Source organism: Microbacterium sufflavum, assembly GCF_023101165.1.
Lineage (GTDB): Bacteria > Actinomycetota > Actinomycetes > Actinomycetales > Microbacteriaceae > Microbacterium > Microbacterium sufflavum.
This window is the reverse complement of sequence record NZ_CP078076.1, coordinates 2695267-2720067: the sequence shown is the minus strand read 5'-3', so window position 1 is coordinate 2720067 and position 24801 is coordinate 2695267. Positions and strand designations below refer to the sequence as shown.

Genomic DNA, 24801 nt, shown 5'->3' with positions numbered 1-24801 from the left:
ACGTCACGCCCGTTCCCACGACGCCACGGGGCCCTCGACCACGACGAACAGCGGATGAGGCGCCGGACGGTGCGTGTGCGCATGCAGGGCCAGGCGGTCCGGGCTTCGGGCGGCGAGCTTGGCACGCAGATGGCGCCACTCGAGGTCGAGTTGACCGGTGGTGACCTCGAGGGGCGGCACAGTGGTGCCGAGGGTACGGATGCGCGAGCGATCGAAGCGGTAGCCACGCGCGTCAGCCTCATCCGCAAGATCGCGCAGATAGGCCGACACCGCCGTCGACGGCTCGGGTGCCTCGCGGAAGCGCGCCAGTTGGGGGTGCTCGCGATAGCCCTTCGTCGTTCCGGCGAGCACAGCCTGAGCGAGCAGGGTCTCGCGCCAGCACGCCACGAGGCCCTGCCGGTCGAGGTACACCGGATGCAACGACCAGATCCTCATGCGCGCCGGTAGCGGAAGACGTCAGTCAGATGCGGAAGGTCGAAGGCCGACCTGCCCGCTGTCTCCGGGCTGTCGTCGAGCACGGCCTCGATCGCATCACGCATCGCGCGGCGCCCGGACTCGTTCGCGACGAGATAGCTGCTGACCGTGGCCCACCGGGCGACGTAGCCGGCACGGCTGATCCGTTCCGCCCAGCGGATCTCGTGGTGCCCGACGAAGTCGAAGCCCGGCAGCTCCGCGGCGGTCGCGGTCGTGGCATCGGCGTCGCCCACGGCCGGGTGCGCGATGCGGTGACATGCGACGTCCCACGCGCACGCCGGATCCGCGCGGTTCCAGAGCAGACCCAGCACACCCGTCGGCACCAGCACCCGCGCGATCTCCGCCGCGGCCGTGTCTCGGTCGAACCAGTGGAAGGCCTGCGCAACGCAGACCGCGTCGACGGCGCCGTCGCCCAGGGGGATGCGCTCAGCCGTACCGTCGAGAGCGCTGACCGTTGGCAGCTTGGACCGAAGCACCTCGCGCATCGGCGCGGAAGGCTCGACGGCCACCACCCGATCCGCGCGCTCGAGCAGGAGCTCGGTGAACTTGCCCGTCCCCGCGCCGAGGTCGAGCACCGTAGGAACCGCGACGGGGAGGATCGCTTCGACCGCTGCGACGGGGAATCCCGGCCGATGACGGTCGTACTCCTCGCCGATCGTCTCGAACGACTGCGCGAGTGCCCTGTCCACCATGCTCCGACGCTAACAGGTGCGCGACACGCGTTCGGAGGTCGGTTCAGGCCTCCGCCGGTGGCAGGAGGTCCGGCCGACGGCGCCGAGTCCGTTCGATCTGCTGTTCGCGGCGCCAGGCCGCGATCGCCCCGTGGTTGCCGCTGAGCAGCACCTCCGGCACCGCACGCTCGCGCCAGACCGAGGGCTTCGTGTACGACGGGTACTCCAGCAGCCCGTCCTCGTGCGACTCCTCGACGAGGCTCTCCGGATTGCCGACGACACCGGGGATGAGCCGTCCGACAGCCTCGATCATCGCCATCGCGGCGACCTCGCCGCCGTTCAGCACGTAGTCGCCGAGGCTGATCAACCGGACCTCGCCCAGGCCGGACGCGTACTCGAAGACGCGCTCGTCGATCCCCTCGTAGCGGCCGCAACCGAACACGAGATGTCCCCGCGTCGAGAGATCGCGCGCCGTCGCCTGCGTGAAGACCTCCCCCGCCGGAGACGGGAAGATGAAGGTGGGAGCTTCGGTGCCGGACACGTCGGAACCGGCGATCTCATCGAGGGCGAGCCCCCACGGCTCCGGCTTCATGACCATGCCCGCTCCCCCGCCATACGGGGTGTCGTCGACCGTGCGATGGCGGTCGTGCGTCCAGTCGCGGAGGTCGTGGACGCGCAGATCGAGCAGACCGGTGTGCCGAGCCTTTCCGAGCAGCGACAGCGTCAGGCCGTCGAAGTACGACGGGAAGATGGAGACGACATCGATGCGCACGGGGGAACCGTATCAGCGCGATTCGGAAGCGTCGTCCGCCTCCGTCGACTCGTCCGCCTGGGCATCCTCCGAGTCGGGGAGTTCCTCGAACAGACCGGACGGCGGCGTCACGATGACGCGGCCGCCCGCGACATCGACGGTCGGCACGATCGCCTCGACGAACGGCACCATGATCTCCTGCTCGCCCGCCTTCACGATGAGGAGGTCCTGGGCGGGGAAGTGATCGACGCGGACGACGCGACCGACCACGGTCTCGTCGCGGACGACGTCGAGTCCGACCAGCTGGTGGTCGAACCAGGCGTTCTCCTCGACCTCGTCCTCGTCCTGATCGATCCAGAGGATCGCGCGCACGAGGCTCTCGGCGGCCGTGCGGTCGTCGACGTCGTCGAAGAACACGACCGGGTTCCCGTTCATCACGCGGTACTCGCGGACGGTGATCTCCTTGCCGTGCCACGGAGATGCCTCGGGCACCTGCAACGTGAACACGGCCCCCGGGGTGAATCGGCCCTCGGGGTTGTCGGTGTACAGCTCCAGCTTCAGGGCGCCCTTCAGCCCGTGCGCCTTGACGAGCCGTCCGACGCGAAGCTGGTTCCTGCCCTGGCTGCGGTCCTTCGCCACCACGTCAGTCGTCCGCGACGTCGACACGAACGCGACGCCCGTCCGCGAGAGCGCTGACGAGAGTGCGCAGGGCTTTGGCCGTGCGGCCGCCGCGCCCGATCACGCGTCCACGGTCGTCGGGGTGCACACGCACCTCGAGGAGGTCGCCTCGCGGCGAGGTGGATTCGGTGATGCGCACATCCTCCGGGTGATCGACGATCCCCTTGACGATGTGCTCGAGCGCGGCGGCAAGCACGATGGATTACTCGGCGTCGGCGGCGGGAGCCTCGGCGGCCTCCGCGTCGGCGTCAGCGGCGGGAGCCTCCTCAGCGGGAGCCTCCTTCTTCTCCGCCTTCGGCTTGATGACCGACTTCTTCGAGGAGTCGGCCTCGAACGCCGTCTTCTCCTCGGCGACCTTGAGCGTGGACTTCGCGTCCTTGTCGCCCTTGAAGATGCCCCAGTCGCCCGTGATCTTGAGGATGGCGGTGACCTGCTCGGTCGGCTGAGCGCCGACGGACAGCCAGTACTGCGCACGCTCGGAGTCGACCTCGATGAAGGAGGGCTCCTCGGTGGGGTGGTACTTGCCGATCTCCTCGATCACACGACCGTCGCGCTTGGTGCGCGAGTCGGCGACGACGATGCGGTAGTAAGGCGCGCGGATCTTGCCCAGGCGCTTGAGACGAATCTTGACAGACACGATTCTCCTGAATGGTGTGGAAGGAAACGAACCGATCGCCTGGAGAGTGGGGTGCACACCCGGCGGAAGCTCAATAGGGAGGACGAATGCTGGATAGAGGGTCGAGCACGTCGTCCGACCCTCTATTCTGCCAGATGCACCGGCCCCGCGCGAAACGCGGCGACACGGCGTGGCCGCGTGTCGGCGACGCCGTGACAGACTGTGGTCGTGCAGCTCGACTTCGCCGCTTCGGCCCGCTCCACCGTCGGTCTCGAATGGGAGATCATGCTCGCCGATCCCGCGACCGGCGATCTCGTCGGCCGCGCGCCCGAGCTCCTCGCCGCGCTGGAAGCGGAGAGCGAGGACGAGCGCCACACTGTGACCGGGGAGCTCCTCACGAACACGATCGAGGTCACGAGCGGCATCGGCGACTCGGTGGCCCACGCGGTCGACGACATCGCCAACGCCATCTCCGCGGTCCGGGCCTCCACCGACCCGGCAGGGATCGAGCTCCTCTCCGCCGGCAGCCACCCGTTCGCGCAGTGGTTCGATCAGCAGGTGACGGACAAGACCCGGTATCACACCCTCATCGAGCGCACCCAGTGGTGGGGACGCAACATGATGATCTGGGGCATCCACGTGCACGTCGGGGTGGAGGACCAGCGCAAGGTGTTCCCGATCATCAACGCCCTGTCGGCCTACCTCCCCCACCTGCAGGCTCTGTCGGCGTCGAGCCCGTTCTGGGCCGGGGAGCGCACGGGATACGCCTCCAACCGCGCCCTGGTGTTCCAGCAGCTTCCGACCGCTGGGCTCCCCTGGCCGCTGCGCGACTGGGCACAGTTCGAGCGGTACCTCGACGACATGGTCCGCACGGGCGTCATGGCCGACGCGACGGAGGTGCGCTGGGACATCCGCCCCGCACCGCGCTGGGGCACGATCGAGGTGAGGGCGTGCGACGGGCTGTCCACGCTGTCCGAGATGGCCGCCGTCGCGGCGCTCGTGCAGGTGCTGGTCGAGCACTTCTCGCGGCTGCTGGACGAGGGCGCCGCGCTTCCCGAGCTGCCCGCCTGGTACCACCGGGAGAACAAGTGGCGCGCCGCCCGCTACGGCCTCGACGCGCGCGTGATCGTCGACGCGATCGGAACTCAGCGCCTCGTAGGAGATCATCTGGCGGAGAAGATCGAAGAGCTCGCCCCGGTCGCGGTCGAGCTCGGCTGCGGGCGGGAGTTCGCGAGCATCGGCGGCATCCTCGAGGGAGGCGCGAGCTATGCGCGTCAGTTGGCCGTCGCCGACGCGACGGACGGCGACCTCGCCGCGGTCGTGCAGCACCTGATCCGCGAGTTCCGCTCGGGGCCGGAGTCGTCGATCGACGGCGAGTGACGCCCCGCCGGCGGTTCAGTCCTCGATGAGCCGGCGCGCGAGGCCCTCGTCGAGCACGACGTCGGTGATGAGTTCCGCGGCGATCGCCGCCCGCAGGCTCGCGAGCTTCGGCACCCCGGACACGACGCACACCCGCCGGGGCACGCGCCGCAGACGGTCGAGGCCCGGCCCGGTCGCCCTGGCGTTGACGCGGATGTCGCGCCACGAGCCGTCCGCGCGGAAGAACACGGTCGCGACGTCGCCGATCGCGTGATCCTCGCGGAGGCTCCGGTAGTCCTCACGCCCCAGATACCCGCCGACGTAGACGCGACTGGGGACCTCTGCCGCGGGCGAGCCGAGGCTGAACACCGCGATGTCCATCTTCGCCTGGAGGTCGAGCACCCGCCGTGTGCTGCGCTCCCGCCACATCGCCTCTCGCGTCGCGGGGTCGTCGAAGAACGCCGGGACCGGGAACTGCTGCACCTGCGCGCCGAACGCACTGCCGAAGCGCTGCAGGATGTCGCTGGAGTACTCCACACCGCTGGTCTGCGTGTTGCCGGCGCCGTTGAGCTGCACGAACGTGGTGTTGTGCGTCTCCTTCTGCGTGAGACCACGGCTGACGGCACTGATGGTCGATCCCCACGCCACGCCCACGATCATGTTGGAGTCGACGAACTGAGACAGGAGTCGTCCCGCCGTCAGGGCGACGCGCTCCAGCCGCTCCACCTCGCTCACGATCTCGGCCATCGGCACCACGTGTGCGACGACGCGGTGGCGATCGCGGATGCGCTGTTCGAGCATGCCGAGCCGTTCGAGCGGTGAGTTGATGCGGATGTCGACGAGTCCGCTCTCTCGCGCGAAGCTCAGCAGCCGTGAGACCGAGGACCGCGACGTGCCGAGCTCCGTGGCGATGACCTCCATGGTCTTGTCCTGCATGTAGTAGAGCTGAGCGGCGGTGAGCGCCGCGATCAGCTTGCTGTCGCGGGATTGCGCGCCGGAACCTGCCATGACTTCCTCCTGTCCTTCGATCCTTGCACATATGTGCAGCGGACTTGCGCGCCCACGTCAGACGGGTCGATGCTGGTGGCAAGCAAGGAAGAGAGGGTCGACGATGATCGATTCCACACACGCGTCCCCCGAGCGCGCGGACGTCCGCGCTGTCCGCGAGTCCGGACGCACCACCGTCCTCGTCATCGGCGGTGGCATCAACGGCATCTCCACGTTCCGCGACCTGGCGTTGCAGGGGGTCGATGTCCTCCTGGTCGAGCGCGGCGACTTCGCGTCCGGGGCCTCCGCCGCCTCCAGCCACATGATCCACGGGGGCATCCGCTACCTGGAGAACGGCGAGTTCCGCCTCGTCCGCGAGTCGGTGGAGGAGCGCAACGGTCTGCTCAAGATCGCGCCGCACTACGTCAAGCCGCTGCAGACCACGATCCCGATCTACTCGACGTTCTCGGGCATCCTCTCCGCGCCGCTCCGCTTCCTCACCCACAAGAGCGGCAAGCCGAAGGAGCGCGGAGCGTTCCTGATCAAGGTCGGCCTCACGATCTACGACACCTTCTCGCGCGACGGCGGCACCGTGCCGCGCCACCGCTTCCTCGGACGCAAGAAGTCGCTCGCTGAACTGCCGTCGCTCGACCCGGACATCAAGTACACCGCGACGTACTACGACGCCTCGATGCACGACCCGGAGCGGCTCGCCCTCGACGTGCTGCAGGACGGGCGCGCCGCGCACCCCGGCGCCGTGGCTCTCAACTACGTCGAGGCGGTCGGTCGCGACGGCGACAGCGTGCTGCTGCGCGACCGCGAGAGCGGCACCGAGTTCGCCGTGTCCGCCGACGTGATCGTCAACGCGTCCGGCCCCTGGACCGACCTCACCAACGAGGAGCTCGGCCTCCAGAGCCGCTTCATGGGCGGCACCAAGGGCTCGCACATCGTGCTGGACCACCCGGAGCTGCTGGACGCCACCCGCGGCCGCGAGATCTTCTTCGAGCACTCCGACGGCCGCATCGTGCTGATCTATCCGCTGAAGGGCCGAGTGCTCGTCGGCACCACGGACATCGACGCCGACCCGCGCGAGGTCCCGGTGTGCACCGAGGAGGAGATCGACTACTTCTTCGATCTCATCCACCACGTGTTCCCGACGATCTCGGTGACCCGCGAGCAGATCGTCTACAACTTCTCCGGCATCCGCCCGCTCCCCCGCCACGAGGACACGGCCCCCGGGTTCGTCTCGCGCGACTACCGGGTCGAGGTCGACCGCCAGGGCGCCGTCCCGCTGGTGAGCCTGGTCGGTGGCAAGTGGACCACGTTCCGCGCGCTCGGCGAATCGCTGTCCAACCAGGTGCTCGACCTCCTGGGTCGCACGCGCACGGTGTCGACCGCGGGTCGTGCCATCGGCGGCGGACGCGAGTTCCCGCGCACCGAGAAGGCCAAGCGCATCTGGATCCAGGAGAACCTGCCGGGCGCCGGAGCACGTGCCGAGCAGCTGCTGGCCCGTTACGGCACGCGGGCGGCCGAGGTCTGGGCGCACGTCGAGCAGGGGCCGGACGCGCCCCTCGCCGGCGGCGACCTCTCCACACGGGAGCTCGAGTGGATGGTGCAGAACGAGATGGTCGCACGGCTGGAGGACGTGATCCTGCGCCGCACCAGCATCGCCTTCACGGGCGGCGCCAACGCCGAGGTACTCGACGAGATCGCTGAGGCGCTCGCTCCCCTCCTCGGCTGGGACCGCGAGCGGCACGATGCCGAAGTCGAGCAGACCCGCCTCCTCCTCAACGAACGACACGGACTCCACCTTCCGTCCCGCGCCCGCGGCTGACGGAAGTCCGACCACCGCCCTCCTCGCGGTGCTACCCCCATAGGGGGTCGGGGCAGAGGGGCCCCGACCCGTAAGAAAGGTCAATGAAGACATGACTGACGTCAATCTCGGTCTTTACTTCCTGTCCGAGCTCGTCGGCACGGCGATGCTGGTGCTGCTCGGCTGCGGTGTCGTCGCGAACGTCGCCCTGGCGAAGAACAAGGGCTTCGGTGGCGGCTTCCTGATGGTCAACTGGGGGTGGGGTCTCGCGGTGTTCGCCGGTGTCCTCGTCTCGGCCTACTCGGGCGCCATCCTGAACCCCGCCGTCGGCATCGGCCTGCTCGTCGCCGGCAAGATCGACTTCGCGATGTTCCTGACCGCGACCGGGGCGGAACTGCTCGGTGCGATCCTCGGTGCGATCGTCGTGTGGCTCGCCTACAAGCAGCACTTCGACGAGGAGCCCGAAGCGGCCAACAAGCTCGGCGTGTTCTCGACCGGCCCGGCCATCCGCTCCTACGGCTGGAACCTCGTCACCGAGATCATCGGTACGTTCGTGCTGGTGTTCGTGATCTTCGCGTTCGCCGACTACGGCGACATCGAGATCGGCACCCCCGGTGGCCTCGGCCCGCTCACGGCGCTTCCGGTCGCCCTGCTCGTGGTCGCGATCGGCGCCTCCCTCGGTGGCCCAACCGGCTACGCCATCAACCCCGCCCGTGACCTCGGCCCGCGCATCGCTCACGCCATCCTCCCGATCAAGGGCAAGGGCGCGAGCGACTGGTCCTACTCGTGGGTCCCGGTCGTCGGCCCGCTCATCGGTGGTGTCATCGCCGCCCTCGCGGCACCCGTTCTGCTCGGCCTCGCCGGCTGATCCCTACCCGCAAGCGAATTCAAAGGAGAACACATGGCTGACTACATCATCGCGATCGACCAGGGCACGACGTCGAGCCGCGCGATCATCTTCGACAAGAAGGGCAGCATCGTCGCCACGGGCCAGAAGGAGCACGAGCAGATCCTCCCGAAGGCCGGCTGGGTCGAGCACGACGCGGCGGAGATCTGGCGCAACGTGCAAGAGGTCATCGGACTGGCGCTCGGCCGTGCCGACCTGACCCGGCACGACATCGCCGCGGTCGGCATCACCAACCAGCGCGAGACCGCGGTGGTCTGGGACAAGACCACGGGCAAGCCGGTGTACAACGCGATCGTGTGGCAGGACACCCGTACGCAGGAGATCGTCGACCGTCTCGCAGCCGACGGTGGCGTCGAGCGCTTCAAGCCGGTCGTCGGCCTGCCGCTGGCGACCTACTTCTCCGGCACCAAGATCGCGTGGATCCTGGAGAACGTCGAGGGTGCGCGCGAGAAGGCCGAGGCGGGCGACCTGCTGTTCGGCACGACCGACTGCTGGGTGCTCTGGAACCTGACCGGCGGTGTGGACGGCGGCGTGCACGCCACCGACGTCACCAACGCCTCGCGCACGCTGTTCATGGATCTGGAGACGCTCGAGTGGCGCGACGACATCCTCGAGGTGTTCGGCGTGCCGCGGTCGATGATGCCGGAGATCCGCTCCTCCTCCGAGGTCTACGGCACCGCCGAGAGCTCGTCGCTGCTGCGCGAGACGCCGATCGCCGGGATCCTCGGCGACCAGCAGGCGGCGACCTTCGGTCAGGCGGCGTTCCAGAAGGGCGAGAGCAAGAACACCTACGGGACGGGCTGCTTCCTGATCTTCAACACGGGCGAGGAAGTCGTCCACTCGAAGAACGGGCTGCTCACGACCGTCGGGTACAAGCTCGGGGACCAGCCGACGCACTACGCGCTCGAAGGGTCGATCGCCGTGACGGGCTCGCTGATCCAGTGGCTCCGCGACCAGCTGGGGATCATCTCCTCGGCGCCCGAGGTCGAGAAGCTGGCGGAGCAGGTCGAGGACAACGGCGGCGTGTACATCGTCCCCGCGTTCTCCGGTCTGTTCGCGCCGTACTGGCGTCCGGACGCCCGCGGCGCGATCGTGGGTCTCACCCGCTACGCGAACAAGAACCACATCGCGCGGGCAGCGCTCGAAGCCGTCGCGTTCCAGACCCGCGACGTGCTCGATGCCGTCAACGCGGATGCGGGCGTGGACCTGAGCGAGCTCAAGGTCGACGGCGGCATGGTGGCCAACGACGCGCTCATGCAGTTCCAGGCCGACGTGCTCGGGGTCCCGGTCGTGCGCCCGGTCGTCGCCGAGACCACCGCGCTCGGTGCCGCCTACGCCGCCGGTCTCGCCGTCGGCTTCTGGAACGGGCTGGACGACCTCTCCGCCAACTGGCAGGAGGACAAGCGCTGGGAGCCGACGATGGACGACGCCGAGCGCGAGCGTCAGCTGCGGCTGTGGCGCAAGGCCGTCACCAAGTCGATGGACTGGGTCGACGAGGACGTGAAGTAGTCCGAGGAAGGATGAAGCGGGTCCGGGGTGTCCCCCGGGCCCGCTTCTCGTTTCACCCGCGCTCCGATTCCTGGTTCCGCATCCCATCCAGGACGGCCAGCAGCGCCCGCGCCACGCCCCTCGGAGCCACGGCATCCCACGCGACGTATTCCGTCCGCTCGGGCCCGTCGCTCACCGCCACCGCGACCACACCTTCTGCGCCGTCGACCACCCCCGGGGCCAGAAGGGTCACGGCGAGCCCCGCCCTCACGAGTCCGAGAAGCAGCGGAGCGGTGTCGACCTCGAAGGCCACGTCCCGCTCGAGTCCTGCGGCGGTGAAGGCGGCGTCACTCTGCGCCCGACCCGATGTCCCGGCGGGGAAGTCCGCGAAGGCGCACCCGGCGAGATCGGCGAGCCGGAGCCGCCGCCGCGTCGCGAGCCCGTGGTCATGCGGCAGCACCGCGACCAGTCGCTGATGCTGTACCGCGCGAGACGCGACCCCCGCGGGTTCCAGGTCGCCGCGCAAGCCCAGCAGCGCGATGTCCAGGTCGTCGCGGCGGAGCGCGGCGATGAGCTCGTCGCTGTTGCCGCCGCGCAGCTCCACCCGTGCCGCGGGATGCGCCTCCCGGAACGCGCGCAGAAGCTCCGGCACCGAGATCGCTGTCACGGTGGGGATCGCGCCGAGGCGGAGCGTTCCGGTCACCTCGCCGGCAACCGCAGCGACGGCGTCCTTCGCGTGCTCGGCGGCGCGGACGGCGACGCGTGCATGCTCGAGGAACGCCTCGCCCGCCTCCGTGAGGCGCACGCTGCGGCTCGATCGCGCGAACAGCCGATGGCCGAGCTCGCGCTCGAGCGCCGCCATCTGGTGGCTCAGCGCCGACTGCGTCACGAAGCACTGCTCCGCCGCGCGGGTGAAGCTCCCGGTCGCCGCGACCGCGACCACGTACCGCAGTTGCTGCAGATCCATCCGATCATGATCGCGCCTCATGGATACGATGACAAGCCCGCGTTGGACTCATGCGCGGGAAGCCCCCACGCTGGAGCCATGAACAGATGGCGCACCGTGCTGCTGACCGCTCTGGCCCCGCTGTCGTGGGGCACGACCTACCTCGTCACGACCGAGCTCCTCCCTCCTGGCCACCCGCTGTTCGCGGGGCTGCTCCGCTCGCTCCCGGCGGGTCTCGTGGCCGTGCTTCTCGCTCGTCGCCTGCCGCGCGGCACGTGGTGGCCGAAGATGCTCGTGCTGGGCGCGCTCAACATCGGCGCGTTCTTCCCGTTGCTGTTCCTCGCCGCCGAGCGGCTGCCCGGCGGGGTCGCCGCCGCGGTCGCAGGGGCGCAGCCGCTCATCGTGCTGGTGCTGGGTACCCTGGTGCTCCAGGAGCGGATCAGGGCGGTGTCCGCCGCGGCCGCCGTGACCGGAGCGGGCGGTGTCGCACTGGTCGTCCTCGGTCCGGCGGCGCAGCTCGACCTCTGGGGCGTGCTCGCGGCGCTCGGCGGCGTCACCGCGACGGGCCTCGGCATGATCCTCACCAAGCGCTGGGGCCGTCCGCGGGACATCGGCCCCGTGGTCTACGCCGGATGGCAGCTCACCGCGGGTGGTCTGCTCCTGCTTCCCATGACCCTCGCCGTGGAGGGCGTGCCGTCGTCCATCGACGGGGCCGCAGCGCTGGGCTACCTCTGGCTGGGTACGGTCGGGGGCATCGTCGCCTACACCCTCTGGTTCCGGGGCATCCAGCAGTTGCCGGTGATCGCGCCCGGCCTGCTCGCCCTGCTCTCGCCGCTCGTGGCCGCACTGCTGGGCGTCATCGTCCTCGGGGAGAGCTTCACCGCGGTTCAGGGCGTCGGACTGGCCCTCGCTCTGGGTGCGCTCGTGGTGGGACAGCTGACGGCGCGGCCACGGCGAACACCGACGACGCCGACGATCGGCGAGGAGCCACCGGTGCCGGCGGCACGCGCCTGAGGATCAGCTCTTGCCGAAGAGCTTCTGGATCTCGGCGAGATCCGCCTCGGTGGGCGCAGGAGCTCCGCCGAGACCGAAGCCCGAGCCGTTCGCGGAGGCGGATGCTGCCAGGCCAGCGTTCTCGGCCGCCCGCTTGGCGGGGTTACCCGAGCGCGAGCGTCCCTGAGACCCCTTGCCCTTCTTGCCGCGCTTGGACGACGCTCCCGGCTTGCCCATGCCGGGCACGGGACCCATGCCGGGGATGTTCGGCGTGCCACCGCGCGCGACCGTCTTCATCATCTTCGCCGCCTGGTCGAAACGCTGCACCAGCTGGTTCACGTCGGTCACGGTCATGCCGGAGCCCCGGGCGATGCGCAGACGACGCGACCCGTTCAAGATCTTGGGGTTACGCCGCTCCCCCGGCGTCATCGAGCGGATGATCGCCTCGGTGCGATCGATCTCCCGCTCGTCGAAGTCCTCCAGCTGCTGCTTCATCTGGCCCATGCCCGGCAGCATGCCGAGCATCTTCTTCATCGAGCCCATCTTCTTCATCTGCTGCAGCTGCTCGAGGAAGTCCTCCAGCGTGAAGGCCTCGTTGGCGAGCTTCTCGGCGACCTTCAGCGCCTCTTCCTCGTCGAACGCCTGCTGCGCCTGCTCGATCAGGGTCAGGATGTCGCCGAGGTCGAGGATGCGGCTCGCCATGCGGTCGGGGTGGAACGGCTCGAGGTCTTCGAGGCGCTCACCGGTCGAGGCGAAGATGATCGGCCGGCCGGTGACGGAGGCGACCGAGAGCGCCGCACCACCGCGGGCGTCACCGTCGAGCTTCGACAGGACGACGCCGGTGAAGTCGACGCCCTCCTGGAAGGCCTTCGCCGTGTTGACCGCATCCTGACCGATCATCGCGTCGATGACGAACAGCACCTCGTCCGGGTCGACCGCCTTGCGGATGTCGGCGGCCTGCTTCATCAGCTCGGCGTCGACACCGAGGCGTCCGGCGGTGTCGATGATCACCACGTCATGCTGCTGGCGACGGGCGTGCTCCACGCCGTCGCGCGACACCTTCACCGGATCGCCGACGCCGTTGCCCGGCTCGGGTGCGTACACGGTCGCACCGGCCTGCTCCGCGACGACCTGCAGCTGGTTGACGGCATTCGGACGCTGCAGGTCGGCGGCGACCAGGAGCGGGGTGTGCCCCTCCCCCTCCAGCTGCTTCGCGAGCTTGCCGGCGAACGTCGTCTTTCCGGAGCCCTGGAGCCCGGCGAGCATGATGACGGTCGGCGCCGTCTTGGCGAACTGCAGACGACGCTGTTCCCCGCCGAGGATCTGCACGAGCTCCTCGTTCACGATCTGCACGACCTGCTGGGCGGGGTTCAGCGCCTTGTTGACCTCGTCGCCGAGCGCGCGCTCGCGCACCTTCGCCGTGAAGTCCTTGACGACCGCAAGAGCGACGTCCGCGTCGAGCAGCGCGCGACGGATCTCGCGCACGGTGCCGTCGACGTCGGCGGCGGTGAGCTTCCCCTTCGTGCGGAGGTTGCGGAAGGTCTCGGTGAGACGGTCGGAGAGCGTTCCAAAGGTAGCCATGGTGCTCCCGATTCTACGCGAGCGCCGACGACTCGCTCAGCCGGACCACGGGAGGTCGTGGATCGCGCCGAGGGCGTCGTCGAGCACGGCCTGCGGGGTTCCGCGCCCCGCGCCCTGCTCGGCCCACACGCGCAACGCGGAGAACACGGCGGCCGCGAGGGCTGCGCCGAGGATGTCCGCCCTGATCACGTCGACGCCGGAGCCACGGGCCGCGGTGGCGATCGCCTCCGACAGCCGCGCCAGGCGCACACCGGTGTCGCGGACGAGTTCCTCCTGCAGCCCCATCGCGCCGGCGTTGCGCAGAGCGAGCGCGAGCGGGTCCGGCGCGAAGTCCCGCACGATGCCCCGCAGGATCCCGCGCACGGCGTCGCCGTCCGCCTCGCGCCCGAGACCCTGCAGGCGGTCGACGGCCTCCTCGATGCGCTCGTCCACGGCGGACCACAGCACGTCGCTCTTGGAGGTGAAGTAGTTGAAGAAGCTGGAGCGGCTCACCCCGGCGCGCTGCGTGATGTCGGCGACCGACGTGGCGTCGTACCCGCGCTCCAGGAACAGCTCGCACGCCGCCTCCGCGAGCGTCTCGCGCGACGACGCCTTCGGGCGGCCAGCGCGGCCGGTGGAGTTCATACCCTCACGCTACCGCGCGCGGCGAGTCGCGCTCGGGAGTCACCACAGGGCGTATTCTTAGACGCAATCCAACTATTTCGGAGGCGAGACTCCATGCTCGACATCCTCACCCCCGGGTTCTCCCCGACCCCCGTGCCGTACCTCGACGGCTGGGACCTGCAGCGCCGCGTGCACGCCGATGTGCTCTCCGGCGCGCGTCCGGACACGCTGATCCTGCTCGAACACGAGGCCGTCTACACGGCGGGCAAGCGCACCGAGCCGCACGAGCGACCGCAGGACGGCACCCCCGTGGTCGACGTCGACCGCGGCGGCAAGATCACCTGGCACGGCCCGGGGCAGCTGGTCGGCTACCCGATCGTCCGCCTCCCTGAGCCCATGGATGTCGTCGCGCACGTGCGCCGGCTCGAGCATCTGCTGATCGACGTCCTGCGACCGTTCGGCGTCGACGGCTACCAGGTGCCCGGTCGCAGCGGGGTGTGGGTTCGCCGCCCCCTCTCCGAGGACAAGGTCGCCGCCATCGGGGTGCGCGTGCAGCAGGGCGTGACCATGCACGGCTTCGCCATCAACTGCGCCAACTCGCTCGCACCGTTCCGCGACATCATCCCGTGCGGCATCACCGACGCCGGTGTGACCACGGTCAGCGAGGTCTCCGGAGCCGTCGTCGAACCCCGCGACCTCGTGGACGCCGTCCGCGCCGCCTTCCTCGCCGAATACACCGACATCGCACGGACGGGAGTCCCCGCATGACCGCCGCCCCCGAGGGCCGGAAGCTCCTCCGACTCGAGATCCGCAACGCCGAGACCCCCATCGAGCGCAAGCCCGAGTGGATCCGCACCAAGGCCAAGATGGGGCCGGAGTACACCGCCCTCCACTCGCTCGTGAAGAGCGAAGACCTCCACACCGTGTGCCAGGAAGCGGGCTGTCCCAACATCTTCGAGTGCTGGGAGGACCGCGAGGCGACCTTCCTGATCGGCGGATCCCAGTGCACTCGGCGCTGCGACTTCTGTCAGATCGACACCGGCAAGCCCGCGGACTACGACACCGACGAGCCACGCCGCGTCGCCGAGAGCGTCGTGCGCATGAACCTCCGCTACGCCACCGTCACGTGCGTCGCCCGCGACGACCTTCCCGACGGCGGTGCCTGGCTCAACGCAGAGACCGTCCGCCAGATCCATCGCCTCAACCCGAACACCGGCGTCGAACTGCTCGCCACCGACTTCAACGGCGACCCGGATCAGCTCGGCGTCGTGTTCGAGTCCCGGCCCGAGGTGTTCGCCCACAACGTCGAGACCGTCCCGCGCATCTTCAAGCGCATCCGGCCGGCCTTCCGCTACGAGCGCTCGCTGGGAGTGCTGACCCAGGCGCGCGACGCGGGACTCATCACCAAGTCGAACCTGATCCTGGGCATGGGCGAGGAGCCGGAGGAGGTCGTGCAGGCCCTGCAGGATCTTCACGACGCCGGCTGCGACATCATCACCATCACGCAGTACCTGCGGCCGTCGCCGCGGCACCTCCCCGTCGCCCGCTGGGTGAAGCCGGCCGAGTTCGTCGAGTTCAAGGAGGAGGCGGAGCGGATCGGCTTCCTCGGGGTGCTCGCCGGACCGCTGGTGCGCTCCTCGTACCGTGCCGGACGCCTCTGGGCGCAGTCCATGGTCTCGAAGGGGCGGGAGATCCCGCCGCACCTCGCGCACATCGCCGAGGGCGCCGACCTCGGGTTCGCCCAGGCCGTGTGACCTGCGGGGTGAGCGCCGGGTCAGTCAGCGCTCATCACGGACTGCACGCTTCCGTCCGAGCCGAGGTTCACGAGCAGCACGTCGTCGGTCGCACTGTCGTCGAGCGCGTACTCGAGCACCGCGAAGGGCTCGGACCCGCCATGCTCGTCCGCCAGGATCGTCATGCTCATCAGGCGCAGCGAGCGGATGATGTCCACCGCAGCATCGCCGGACACGTCCACCAGCACGTCCGGCAGGTCGTCGCCGAAGGCCTCCTGCTGCTGAAGGATGTACTCGGTCACCTCGCTCGTCCGGTCATCCACCTCGGACAACATGCCGCGGCGGGCCGTGGCGTCGACGTTCTCCAGTCCCGCGATCAGCGCGGCGGCGATGTCGAGGGCATCAGCGGACACGTCGTCCTGGTCCGGAGCGGTGAGGTCGACCGTCACGCTCTGGTCACCGAGCTCGACGGTCTCCGACCAGAAGATCGAGCCGTCGGGGCCCGACGACAGCAGTCCGAAGTAGTCGTGTTCGATCGCCATAACGCTATGAAACCAGCCTCGTGCTCAGGGCGGTAGCCCTGTGTCAGCCGACCAGCGCCTGCACGAACACGTGCGGGGTGAAACCGGTCAGATCGTCGATGCCCTCGCCCTGTCCGAGCAGCTTCACCGGGATCCCGGTGCGCTCCTGAACCGCGAGAACGAAGCCGCCCTTGGCCGACCCGTCGAGCTTGGTCAGCACGAGCCCGGTGACACCGGCGTGCTGCAGGAACGTCTCCGCCTGCATGACCCCGTTCTGCCCCGTCGTCGCGTCGAGAACCAGCAGAACCTCGCTGATCGGGGCCTGCTTCTCCACGACCCGGCGGATCTTGCCGAGCTCGTCCATCAGCCCGCCCTTGGTGTGCAGACGACCGGCCGTGTCGATGATCGCGATCTCCATGCCCTCGCGCTTGGCGTACTCCACGGTCTGGAACGCCACAGACGCCGGGTCCTGCCCCTCGTGCTGCGGGCGGACGATCGCCGCCCCTCCGCGCTGCGCCCACGTGGCGAGCTGGTCCACGGCGGCGGCACGGAACGTGTCGGCGGCCCCCACCACGACGCTGCGCTGGTAGCCGCGCAGGAACTTGGTGAACTTGCCGATCGTGGTGGTCTTCCCGACCCCGTTGACGCCGACGACGAGCACGACGGCCGGGCGCTCGGTGAGCTTGAGCGTCGTGTCGAACTTCGCGAAGTGCTCCTCGAGCGTCTCGCGCAGCATGCGCTGGAGGTCGCGGGGGTCGGTCGTGCGGTACTTCGCGACCTTGTCGCGGAGCTCGTCGACGATGCGCTCGCTGATGTCCGGCCCGAAGTCGGCCGTGATCAGGGCGGTCTCCAGGTCTTCCCACGTCGTCTCATCGATCGTGGGCTTGACGAACATGCCGCGCAGGGCGCGACCGAGAGACCAGGACTTCTCTGCCATCCCCCCAGCCTACGGGTAGCGGTTCGCTACGCCGGTCAGCTCGCCGCGGCGGCGGCGCGGTCACCGACGCGCTGACCGACGACAGCGGACACACCGTCCTGGCGCATCGAGACGCCGTACAGCGCGTCGGCGATCTCCATCGTGCGCTTCTGGTGCGTGATCACCAGGAGCTGAGATGTCTCCCGCAGCTGCTCGAACACGGTGAGCAGCCGGCCGAGGTTCGCATCGTCGAGAGCCGCCTCCACCTCGTCGAGGATGTAGAACGGGCTGGGACGCGCCTTGAAGATCGCCACCAGCAGCGCGACAGCGGCCAGCGACCGCTCCCCTCCGGAGAGCAGCGACAGGCGCTCGATCTTCTTCCCGACGGGCCGCACCGAGACCTCGATGCCGGTCGTGAGCATGTTGTCCGGGTCGGTCAGGGAGATGCTCCCCGTCCCACCGGGGAACAGCAGCGGGAAGACCTGACCGAACGCCTCCTTGGTGTCCTCGAACGCACTGGCGAAGATGGTCTGCATCCGCTCGTCGAGGTCCGCGATGATCGTCAGCAGATCCTGACGGGTCTGGGTCAGGTCGGCGAGCTGCTCCGTCAGGAAGGCGTGGCGCTGCTCGAGCGCGGCGAACTCCTCCAGCGCGAGCGGATTGACGCGGCCCAGCTGGGCGAGCTTCCGCTCGGCCTCGGCCAGTCGGCGCTGCTGGATACGACGATCGAACGGGATCGCCGTGTCGTCGAGCAGTTCGTCCGCAGGGGGCTCCACTCCGGGATCGCGAGGAACGAGCTGATCAGGTCCATATTCCGCAACGAGAATATCTTCGTCGAGCGACAGCTCGGAGGACACACGCTCCAGCAGGCTGTGCAGGTGGAGCTTCTTCTCGTGGATCTGCAGCTCCAGGCCGTGCACGCTCTCGGTGAGGCCGGCGAGCCGCTCGCGCAGCGACGTCTCCTGCTTCCGGAGCGCCACCAGCTCCTCGTTCTGCGCTGCTCTGGCGGCCTCCGCCTCGGCGAGAGCCACACGGGCCTCGGTCACCGAGCGGTCGAGCGAGTCAAGGATGCGCGGAAGCTCCTCTGCCACCCCGGAGGCGGCCTCCCGCTGTGCCCGACGGATCACTGCACGGCGGGCGGCCTCGGCGGCGGCGTCCCGCTCCTGCTCGCGCTGCCGTTCGAGCGTCGCGACCCTCGCCTGCGCCGCACGCACCCTCTCGCGCAGCGTCTCGACCTCGAGCCGCGCGCGCACCTCTCCCTCGCGGGCGAGCTCGAGAGCCTCGAGCAGACCGTCGCGGGCAGACGCGTCCAGCACGGGACGCGGCGCGGCCACGGCCTCGTCGAGCTCCGCACGGGCCGACTCCGCCTTCGCCTCGGCATCCGCGACTGCAGCCTGGGCCTGCGCGAGCCCCGACTCCAGGCGCTCGCACTCGGCCACGGCGGACTCGTGCCGCACCGTGACGCGGTTGACCTGCTCGGCGTGCGTGGCCAGGGCGGCATCGTGCTCGCGCAGCGCCCGCAACGCGTCCTTGGCCTGACGCCGTGTCGCCTCCACCTGCTCGTCCGCCTCGATCCGCGCCTCCCGGAGCGAGTCGACGACGATCTGGATCTCGGCGAGCCGCTCCGTCGCCGCGTCGCGCTCGGCCGCGAGCTCGAGACGCGACCGCTCACCACCGGAGCCCGTGCGCAGCGTCTGCGCGGTGATCACCTCGCCGCTGGTCGTCACGATCGTCGTCCGCGTGTCGGACAGCGCGTCCAGAGCGGCTCGCGCCGAGCGCGCCGCATCGAGGTCTTCGGCGATCAGGACATGCGACAGGATGCCCAGGACGCCGTCGGGTGCGGTCACCACGTCGATCGCGGACGTGACACCGTCGACGGGATGCGCGGTCGACTCGGGGCGCAGCGCATCCGCCACCACGAAATCCACGACCCCACGGCGCTCCGCCGCGGCCAGGGCAGCCAGCGTGAACGCGGCGTCCGCGCTGTCGATCAGCACGCCCTCCGCGAGCGGACCGAGGACCGCGGCGATCGCCGCCTCGAACCCCGGCCTGACCTGCACCGCGTCGCCGACCAGTCCGCGGACTCCCGCGCCACCGGCCTTCACGATCTCGGCGGCACCACCGGACAGCGACAGCGCGCTGCTCAGCGCCGCCGCCTTCGCCGTGAGCGAGTCGACCTCGCGCTCCGCGGCGTGGAGCCGTTCGCGCAGCGTCTCGCGCTCGGCCTCCGCCGCCGTCGCCGCCCGCTGCGCGCTCTCATAGGCGGCAGCGTGCTCGACGGCTGTGCCCTGCGGTGCCTCGGCGTCCTCGATCGCCTCCAGTGCCTCCGCCGCCTCCCGCCGCCGTTCGTTCGCCGCTTCGAGCGCATTCTCCTGGCGCAGCACGGCACCACGCACCGCGGCAAGGGCCGACGCCGCCGCATCAGCCGTACCGCGCAGGGCCGTCAGGCGCATGTCATACTCCGACACGAGCGCGCTCTGCTCCGCGATGTCGACGTCGAGCGTGTCGAGCTCCGCCCTGGCGTGCACGACCTCACGGCTCGCCGCGACCGCGGCATCCTGCGCATCGCCCAGCCCCGAGGAGATCGTGTCGATGTCGTCCTTCGCCTCGTCGATCGTCGCCTGCGTCACCGTGACCGCGGTCACGGCGGCATCGTCCTCCTCCGAGCCGAGCAGAGCAAGACGCTGATTGGCGAGGGTGTACAGCCCCCGCATGCGCTCCTGGACCTGCTCGAGCCCGAAGGCCACGCCGCGCGCCGCATCGACGGCGACAGAGTTCTGGTCCTTCTCGAGCCGCGCGATGCTCGCACGCACCGCCTCGGCCTGATCCGACAGCACGAGGCGCTCCGTGTGACGCTCCTGCTCCGTGCGGGTGTGGTCAGCCAGGGCCGTGCGCAGGGCGACCACGTCGTCCGCGAACAGCCGGGCCTTCGCATCGCGCACCACGGCCGCGATCGTCTGGGCCTCCCTGGCGATCTCGGCCTGACGGCCCAGCGGCTTCAGCTGCCGCCGGATCTCACCGGCCAGGTCGCTCAGACGCGTCAGGTTGGCCTCCATGGCGTCGAGCTTGCGGAGGGTCTTCTCCTTGCGGCGTCGGTGCTTGAGGATCCCCGCCGCCTCCTCGATGAAGCCACGGCGATCCTCCGGCGACGCCTGCAGCACGGTGTCGAGGCGCCCCTGACCCACGATCACATGCATCTCGCGGCCGAGACCCGAGTCGCTCAGGAGCTCCTGCACGTCGAGCAGTCGGCAGCCCTCGCCGTTGATCGCGTACTCGCTCGATCCGTTGCGGAACAGCGTGCGGCTGATCGTGACCTCGGCGTACTCGATCGGCAGTGCTCCATCGGCGTTGTCGATCGTGAGCTGCACCTCCGCTCGCCCGAGGGGCCCTCGCGTGGAGGTGCCGGCGAAGATGACGTCCTCCATCTTGCCGCCGCGGAGGGTCTTCGCGCCCTGCTCCCCCATGACCCAGGCGAGGGCGTCGACCACGTTGGACTTGCCGGAGCCGTTCGGACCCACGATGCAGGTCACGCCGGGCTCGAAGACGAAGCTCGTCGGCTGGGCGAACGACTTGAACCCCTTGAGCGTCAGGCTCTTCAGATGCATGCGGGCACCGCTCGTCGGGGGAGAATCACGTCGCTACGCTACCGGAATCGCGCGGATTCCCACGGATCCCGCGCGGGTCTCGGAGCGAGCTCCTCCGGCGGCGACACGCCGGCGCTAGCACGAAATGCTTGACGATCGGCTGAGAGTTTCGCTACGGTTGGCCTCCGGATCGCCACACGAAAGGAGGTTACCGATGATGATCACTCAGCACACCGCGAAGGCCAACGGCCGCACCGCGCCCGCGCACAGCGCGCCGAACCGTGCGTACTCGGTAACCGCCGGCGACCGCCTCGGCACGATCTGCTAGAACCGTCGCCCGGGATGTGACGCCTCTCCGAGGCCATCCGTCCTGCCGGTTCCCCCGCGCCACCACCCTCTGACCCGCACCGCGGAGTCATGGATTCCCTGCCACCCTCGGCACGCGCTCTCGCATTCTCGCGTCAGCGCATCCCCGAGCGGTCGCCACCGTCCGCACCGTCTCCGGCCGGATCCTCGGCCTGCGCCGGTGCTTCCGCACCCCCTCCCATCACGCAACCTCGAAGGAATCATCGTGAACACCACGCTGTACCGCAGCACCACCCACCCGCCCGATATCGAGGACCGTGAGGTCCTCCCCCTCCCCCGCGACGACGAACGGCGACAGCTCCGTCTGACCGACCGCCTCTCCCTCCGGATCGGCCTCTGGCTGCTCCAGCGGGCTCAGCGGCCGCGGCGGCCGCGCCGAGGGCTGACCCTCGACCCGGCCGACCTGTTCCTCGTCGGAGAGCAGCGTCACCGCTCCGCAGCGGAGTCGAACGCCATGCTCATGTTCGACATGCAGCGGGGAATGCGCTGATCCGCATGACCGCTTCGCACGCCGTCGACACCGCACCATCGGTCTCCTCCGCCCCGTCCGTGGGCGGAGGAGACCGTGGACGGCCCTTCGCCGTCTCCCCCGCAGCCGCCCGCCACCCCGAAGGAACCGACATGACCATCGCGGAACTGACCATCTCACCGCTGACCGTCCCCGCCGCGCTCGACGCTGACGACGCCGCCGACTTCCGCGCGTACGGCGAACTCAACCGGCAGATCTGCGACGAGCAGGTCGGTATCCCGGATCTCGCGCCGGATGCCGCGCAGATGCTCCCGGGCTGGCAAGACGACACCGACTCCCTCGACCTCGGCTTCGTCGCCCGCGACGGTGCCGACATCGTGGGCATGGTGACGGTGTCCTTCGCGCAGGAGGCGGACGCGAACGCTGCCGAGGTCGACCTGCTCGTGTCTGACGCACACTGGGGCCGAGGCATCGAGGACGCGCTCCTCGCGCGAGCCGAGAGCGAGGCACGGTCCCGCGGGCGCAGCGTGCTGCAGATCTGGAGCCTGCATCGTCCGGAGGAGACATCTCGCATGCTGGTTCCTCGGACCCGATGGGGCCGCATTCCGGCGACGCCGCTGAGCGACCTCCTCGACGCCCACGGGTTCACACTGGAGCAGGTCGAGCGCAACAGTGAATTCGACCTGCGCGCGGACCCCGCTCCTCTGGAGGCCGCTCTGGCCGAGGCCACGCAGGCGGCAGGACCCGACTACCGCGTGGTGGAGTGGCTGCTGCCCACACCGCCCGAGCTCCGCTCCGGGTACGCGGCGGTGCTGGCGCGGCTGTCGACGGACGCTCCGAGCGGCGACATGGACTTCGTCGCGGAGGTCTGGGACGCCGACCGGGTGGCCCGGCGAGATGCGCGGTTGACGGGCGCCGGGCAGACGGTGTCCGTCGTCGCCGTGGAGCACGTACCCACCGGCGACATCGTCGCGTACAACGAGCTGGTCATCGGAGCGGAGCGCACCGGCGTCACGCATCAGTTCGGCACCCTGGTGTCCAAGGACCACCGCGGGCATCGTCTGGGCATGATCGTGAAGTGCGCGAACCTGCTCCGCTGGCGTGAGCTCGTGCCGGATGCCACCGTGGTCTCCACCTTCAACGCGGAGGAGAACCGGCCGATGCTCGACATCAACGAGGCGATCGGGTTCCGCCCGGTCTCGTACGCGGGAGCGTGGCAGAAGAAGCTCTGATCCCGCGGGAGCGGAGTCATCCTCCTGGATGACTCCGCTCCGGGACGGTCATCCGGACGGCCGACGACGTGGGGTCCGCGCGCGGGAAGGCTGGAATCATGAACGCATTCGTGATCGAAGCTCACGCTCTCGCCAAGACCTTCGGGGCCACGCGCGCCCTCGCCGGCATCGACCTCGCCGTGCAGCGGGGAGAAGCCGTGGCCATCATGGGCGCCTCCGGATCGGGCAAGACCACTCTGCTGCACGTGCTCGCGGGCATCACGGCCCCCGACGCCGGCAGCGTCACGTTCCACCCGTCCGCCGGCGGGCCCGTCGAGGTCACCGCACTCGGGGAATCCGCGCGCTCGCGCCTGCGTCGCGAACGATTCGGCTTCGTGTTCCAGCAGGGACTCCTCATCCCCGAGCTCACCGCGGTCGAGAATGTGGCCCTGGCCTCCATGATCAACGGCGTGGCGAAGAAGGATGCCATCCCGCACGCCGCCTCCTGGCTTGCCGCGCTCGGACTGGCGGGAATGGAGGATCGACGCATCGGCGAACTCTCCGGCGGTCAGGCGCAACGTGTCGCGATCGCGCGCGCGCAGGCGACGGGGGCGGAGATCGTCTTCGCGGACGAGCCGACCGGCGCGCTCGACTCGCACACCTCCGCAGAGGTGATGGATGCACTGCTGTGGTCGACCACCGGCCAGGGACGCACTCTGGTGGTGGTCACGCACGACGCCGACGTCGCGGCACGCTGCACCCGCACGGTCGCCGTGCGTGACGGGCGCGTCGTCTCCTCGGCGGTGGACGCATGAACGCCGGCGTGCTGACGCTCCTCCTGCGGCCGGCCCGCGGAGAGAACAGCGTCCTCGTGCTCCCCGTCGTCGCCTTCGGCATCGTCACCACCCTGGTCCTCACAGTGATCGGCGGTGCGCAGTCGTTCTGGCGGTGGTCCGATGACAGTGCTGCCCTCTACCAGGCACTCGCTGGCATCGCTCTCGTCCTCCTCGTCGTGCCGCTCATGTCCCTCGGCGGTGCGGCCGCCCGACTGTCAGCGCGCCGTCGCGACGAGAGGCTGTCGACACTCCGCCTGCTCGGTGTCACACCCGCGGGGGTGACGGTCGCCACCGTGGCCGAGTCGCTGCTCGTGGCAGCCGTCGGCGCCGCGATCGGGGTAGCGGGTCACCTCGCGATCAGTCCGCTCATCGGCTTGATCCCGTTCCGCGGCGCACCGCTCGGGTTCGATGCTGTGCTCCTGCCACCCGTTCCGATCCTCCTCGTGGTCGCCGTGGTGCTGCTGCTGGCCGTGGTGAGTGCCTCCATCGGTCTGCGCCGCGTGGTGATCTCGCCGCTGGGAGTGCGCACTCGCGCCGTCGTCACCAAGATGCACTGGATCCGTGCGGTGATCGCCGTGGGGGGATTGGCGATCGCCTTCGTGCTCATCAAGGCGGTTCCCGCCATCGCCGGCGGGATGATCGCCGTCATCGTGCTGTGCGGCCTCTACGCCGCGGCGCTCGCCGTGCTGAACCTGGTCGGCCCCTGGGCACTGTCGATCTGGGCACGCACGAGCCTGCGCCGGGCACAGGAGCCCGACCGCATGCTCTCGGCCCGCATCGTCCTGGATGCGCCGAAAGCTGCGTGGCGTCAGGTCGGTGGCATCGCGATGGCGAGCTTCATGGCCGTCTTCGCGGGGACCGGTGTCGCGCTCATGGCGGAGATCGACGGTCCTGGTGCATCCGGGGCCGACGCGACGCTCGCCGCCGACATCCGCACCGGACTCATCATCACCCTGATCGGATCGTTCCTCATGGTGGCGGCATCCGTGGGCGTCAATCAGGCTGCGGACGTGATCGATCAGAGAGACCTCCACCGAAGCCTGCACCAGCTGGGGATGCCGATGGAGATGATCGATCGCGCCCGCCGACGCTCCATCGTCGCCCCGGTGCTCGTGACCTCCCTCGGCTCCGCCCTCTGCGCCGCGTTCCTCGTGTTTCCCCTGCTCGGAATCGCACTGATCACGGCGCCCGTCTCGATCGCCACCATCGCCGTGGTTCTCGTCACCGGGATCGGGCTGGTGTGGGCGAGCACCTGGGCGACGCGGCCGCTCCTCGGGCGAGCCTTCCAGCCGGTGTGA

General features: G+C 69.7%; 24 protein-coding genes. 11 read left to right on the top strand and 13 right to left on the bottom strand.

Annotated elements, in window-relative coordinates; all coding sequences use genetic code 11:
- Positions 1–3 precede the first annotated feature (3 nt).
- From KV394_RS13165 to rpsP, 6 genes are read right to left on the bottom strand one after another with little or no spacing between them, the layout of a single operon-like run.
- A complete protein-coding gene (locus KV394_RS13165) occupies positions 4–435 on the bottom strand; it encodes a pyrimidine dimer DNA glycosylase/endonuclease V (protein ID WP_247981627.1) in 432 nt (143 codons plus the stop codon).
- Positions 432–1166, bottom strand: a complete 735-nt coding sequence (locus tag KV394_RS13160) for a class I SAM-dependent methyltransferase (protein ID WP_247981626.1) — start codon at positions 1164–1166, stop codon at positions 432–434. The genes KV394_RS13165 and KV394_RS13160 overlap by 4 nt, the downstream gene beginning before the upstream one ends.
- A gap of 43 nt (positions 1167–1209) precedes the next feature.
- Positions 1210–1917 (bottom strand): tRNA (guanosine(37)-N1)-methyltransferase TrmD, encoded by a 708-nt coding sequence (gene trmD, locus KV394_RS13155; protein ID WP_136037019.1) that lies wholly within the window; start codon positions 1915–1917, stop codon positions 1210–1212.
- A 12-nt stretch (positions 1918–1929) separates the two neighbouring features.
- Positions 1930–2538 (bottom strand): ribosome maturation factor RimM, encoded by a 609-nt coding sequence (gene rimM / locus KV394_RS13150; protein WP_136034591.1) that lies wholly within the window; start codon positions 2536–2538, stop codon positions 1930–1932.
- Position 2539: 1 nt separating this feature from the next.
- Positions 2540–2770, bottom strand: coding sequence for an RNA-binding protein (locus tag KV394_RS13145; RefSeq protein ID WP_136034588.1), 231 nt, complete (start codon positions 2768–2770; stop codon positions 2540–2542).
- A 6-nt stretch (positions 2771–2776) separates the two neighbouring features.
- A complete protein-coding gene (gene rpsP, locus KV394_RS13140; RefSeq protein WP_136037018.1) occupies positions 2777–3211 on the bottom strand; it encodes a 30S ribosomal protein S16 in 435 nt (144 codons plus the stop codon).
- Positions 3212–3418: 207 nt separating this feature from the next.
- Between rpsP and KV394_RS13135 the strand changes: the two genes are divergently transcribed.
- The gene (locus tag KV394_RS13135; RefSeq protein ID WP_136034584.1) at positions 3419–4570 is read left to right on the top strand and encodes a glutamate--cysteine ligase; all 1152 of its coding nucleotides are present in this window, start codon (positions 3419–3421) and stop codon (positions 4568–4570) included.
- A 15-nt stretch (positions 4571–4585) separates the two neighbouring features.
- On the opposite strand, the gene KV394_RS13130 is transcribed toward KV394_RS13135, so the two are convergent.
- On the bottom strand, positions 4586–5557 hold the full coding sequence (locus tag KV394_RS13130) for a sugar-binding transcriptional regulator (RefSeq protein WP_136034582.1): 972 nt from the start codon (positions 5555–5557) through the stop codon (positions 4586–4588).
- Between the two features lie 103 nt (positions 5558–5660).
- Between KV394_RS13130 and KV394_RS13125 the strand changes: the two genes are divergently transcribed.
- The 3 genes from KV394_RS13125 (at position 5661) to glpK (ending at position 9765) form a co-directional block, all read left to right on the top strand.
- Positions 5661–7370: a glycerol-3-phosphate dehydrogenase/oxidase gene (locus KV394_RS13125; RefSeq protein ID WP_136037017.1), complete on the top strand. Its 1710-nt coding sequence runs from the start codon at positions 5661–5663 to the stop codon at positions 7368–7370.
- A gap of 91 nt (positions 7371–7461) precedes the next feature.
- On the top strand, positions 7462–8217 hold the full coding sequence (locus KV394_RS13120; protein WP_136034578.1) for an MIP/aquaporin family protein: 756 nt from the start codon (positions 7462–7464) through the stop codon (positions 8215–8217).
- A 33-nt stretch (positions 8218–8250) separates the two neighbouring features.
- Complete coding sequence (gene glpK / locus KV394_RS13115; RefSeq protein WP_136034574.1) at positions 8251–9765, top strand: glycerol kinase GlpK; 1515 nt, start codon at positions 8251–8253, stop codon at positions 9763–9765.
- A gap of 52 nt (positions 9766–9817) precedes the next feature.
- Here glpK and KV394_RS13110 read toward each other — a convergent pair whose 3' ends face one another.
- Positions 9818–10711 carry a LysR substrate-binding domain-containing protein gene (locus KV394_RS13110; protein WP_247981625.1) on the bottom strand — a complete coding sequence of 298 codons (894 nt, stop codon included), beginning with the start codon at positions 10709–10711 and terminating at the stop codon, positions 9818–9820.
- Positions 10712–10789: 78 nt separating this feature from the next.
- Between KV394_RS13110 and KV394_RS13105 the strand changes: the two genes are divergently transcribed.
- On the top strand, positions 10790–11704 hold the full coding sequence (locus tag KV394_RS13105; RefSeq protein ID WP_247981624.1) for an EamA family transporter: 915 nt from the start codon (positions 10790–10792) through the stop codon (positions 11702–11704).
- Positions 11705–11707: 3 nt separating this feature from the next.
- Here KV394_RS13105 and ffh read toward each other — a convergent pair whose 3' ends face one another.
- Positions 11708–13264, bottom strand: a complete 1557-nt coding sequence (gene ffh / locus KV394_RS13100) for a signal recognition particle protein (RefSeq protein WP_136034568.1) — start codon at positions 13262–13264, stop codon at positions 11708–11710.
- Between the two features lie 36 nt (positions 13265–13300).
- Positions 13301–13888 carry a TetR/AcrR family transcriptional regulator gene (locus tag KV394_RS13095; protein WP_247981623.1) on the bottom strand — a complete coding sequence of 196 codons (588 nt, stop codon included), beginning with the start codon at positions 13886–13888 and terminating at the stop codon, positions 13301–13303.
- Positions 13889–13981: 93 nt separating this feature from the next.
- Between KV394_RS13095 and lipB the strand changes: the two genes are divergently transcribed.
- Positions 13982–14635: a lipoyl(octanoyl) transferase LipB gene (lipB, locus tag KV394_RS13090; RefSeq protein ID WP_136034564.1), complete on the top strand. Its 654-nt coding sequence runs from the start codon at positions 13982–13984 to the stop codon at positions 14633–14635.
- Positions 14632–15621, top strand: a complete 990-nt coding sequence (lipA, locus tag KV394_RS13085) for a lipoyl synthase (RefSeq protein ID WP_136034562.1) — start codon at positions 14632–14634, stop codon at positions 15619–15621. Before lipB ends, lipA begins: the two co-directional genes overlap by 4 nt.
- Positions 15622–15641: 20 nt before the next feature.
- On the opposite strand, the gene KV394_RS13080 is transcribed toward lipA, so the two are convergent.
- The 3 genes from KV394_RS13080 to smc are packed head-to-tail and all read right to left on the bottom strand — an operon-like array spanning position 15642 to position 20642.
- Positions 15642–16142 carry a DUF2004 domain-containing protein gene (locus KV394_RS13080; RefSeq protein ID WP_136034560.1) on the bottom strand — a complete coding sequence of 167 codons (501 nt, stop codon included), beginning with the start codon at positions 16140–16142 and terminating at the stop codon, positions 15642–15644.
- 43 nt (positions 16143–16185) lie between these two features.
- Complete coding sequence (gene ftsY / locus KV394_RS13075; RefSeq protein WP_136034558.1) at positions 16186–17058, bottom strand: signal recognition particle-docking protein FtsY; 873 nt, start codon at positions 17056–17058, stop codon at positions 16186–16188.
- Positions 17059–17093: 35 nt separating this feature from the next.
- Positions 17094–20642, bottom strand: a complete 3549-nt coding sequence (smc, locus tag KV394_RS13070; RefSeq protein WP_247981622.1) for a chromosome segregation protein SMC — start codon at positions 20640–20642, stop codon at positions 17094–17096.
- Positions 20643–21192: 550 nt separating this feature from the next.
- On the opposite strand from smc, the gene KV394_RS13065 reads away from it, so the two are divergent.
- The 4 genes from KV394_RS13065 to KV394_RS13050 all read left to right on the top strand — a co-directional run bounded on the left by KV394_RS13065 (position 21193) and on the right by KV394_RS13050 (position 24801).
- A complete protein-coding gene (locus KV394_RS13065) occupies positions 21193–21477 on the top strand; it encodes a hypothetical protein (RefSeq protein WP_136034554.1) in 285 nt (94 codons plus the stop codon).
- Positions 21478–21608: 131 nt separating this feature from the next.
- Positions 21609–22688 carry a GNAT family N-acetyltransferase gene (locus tag KV394_RS13060; RefSeq protein WP_247981621.1) on the top strand — a complete coding sequence of 360 codons (1080 nt, stop codon included), beginning with the start codon at positions 21609–21611 and terminating at the stop codon, positions 22686–22688.
- 98 nt (positions 22689–22786) lie between these two features.
- Positions 22787–23482, top strand: coding sequence for an ABC transporter ATP-binding protein (locus KV394_RS13055; RefSeq protein ID WP_247981620.1), 696 nt, complete (start codon positions 22787–22789; stop codon positions 23480–23482).
- On the top strand, positions 23479–24801 hold the full coding sequence (locus tag KV394_RS13050; RefSeq protein WP_136037008.1) for an FtsX-like permease family protein: 1323 nt from the start codon (positions 23479–23481) through the stop codon (positions 24799–24801). The genes KV394_RS13055 and KV394_RS13050 overlap by 4 nt, the downstream gene beginning before the upstream one ends.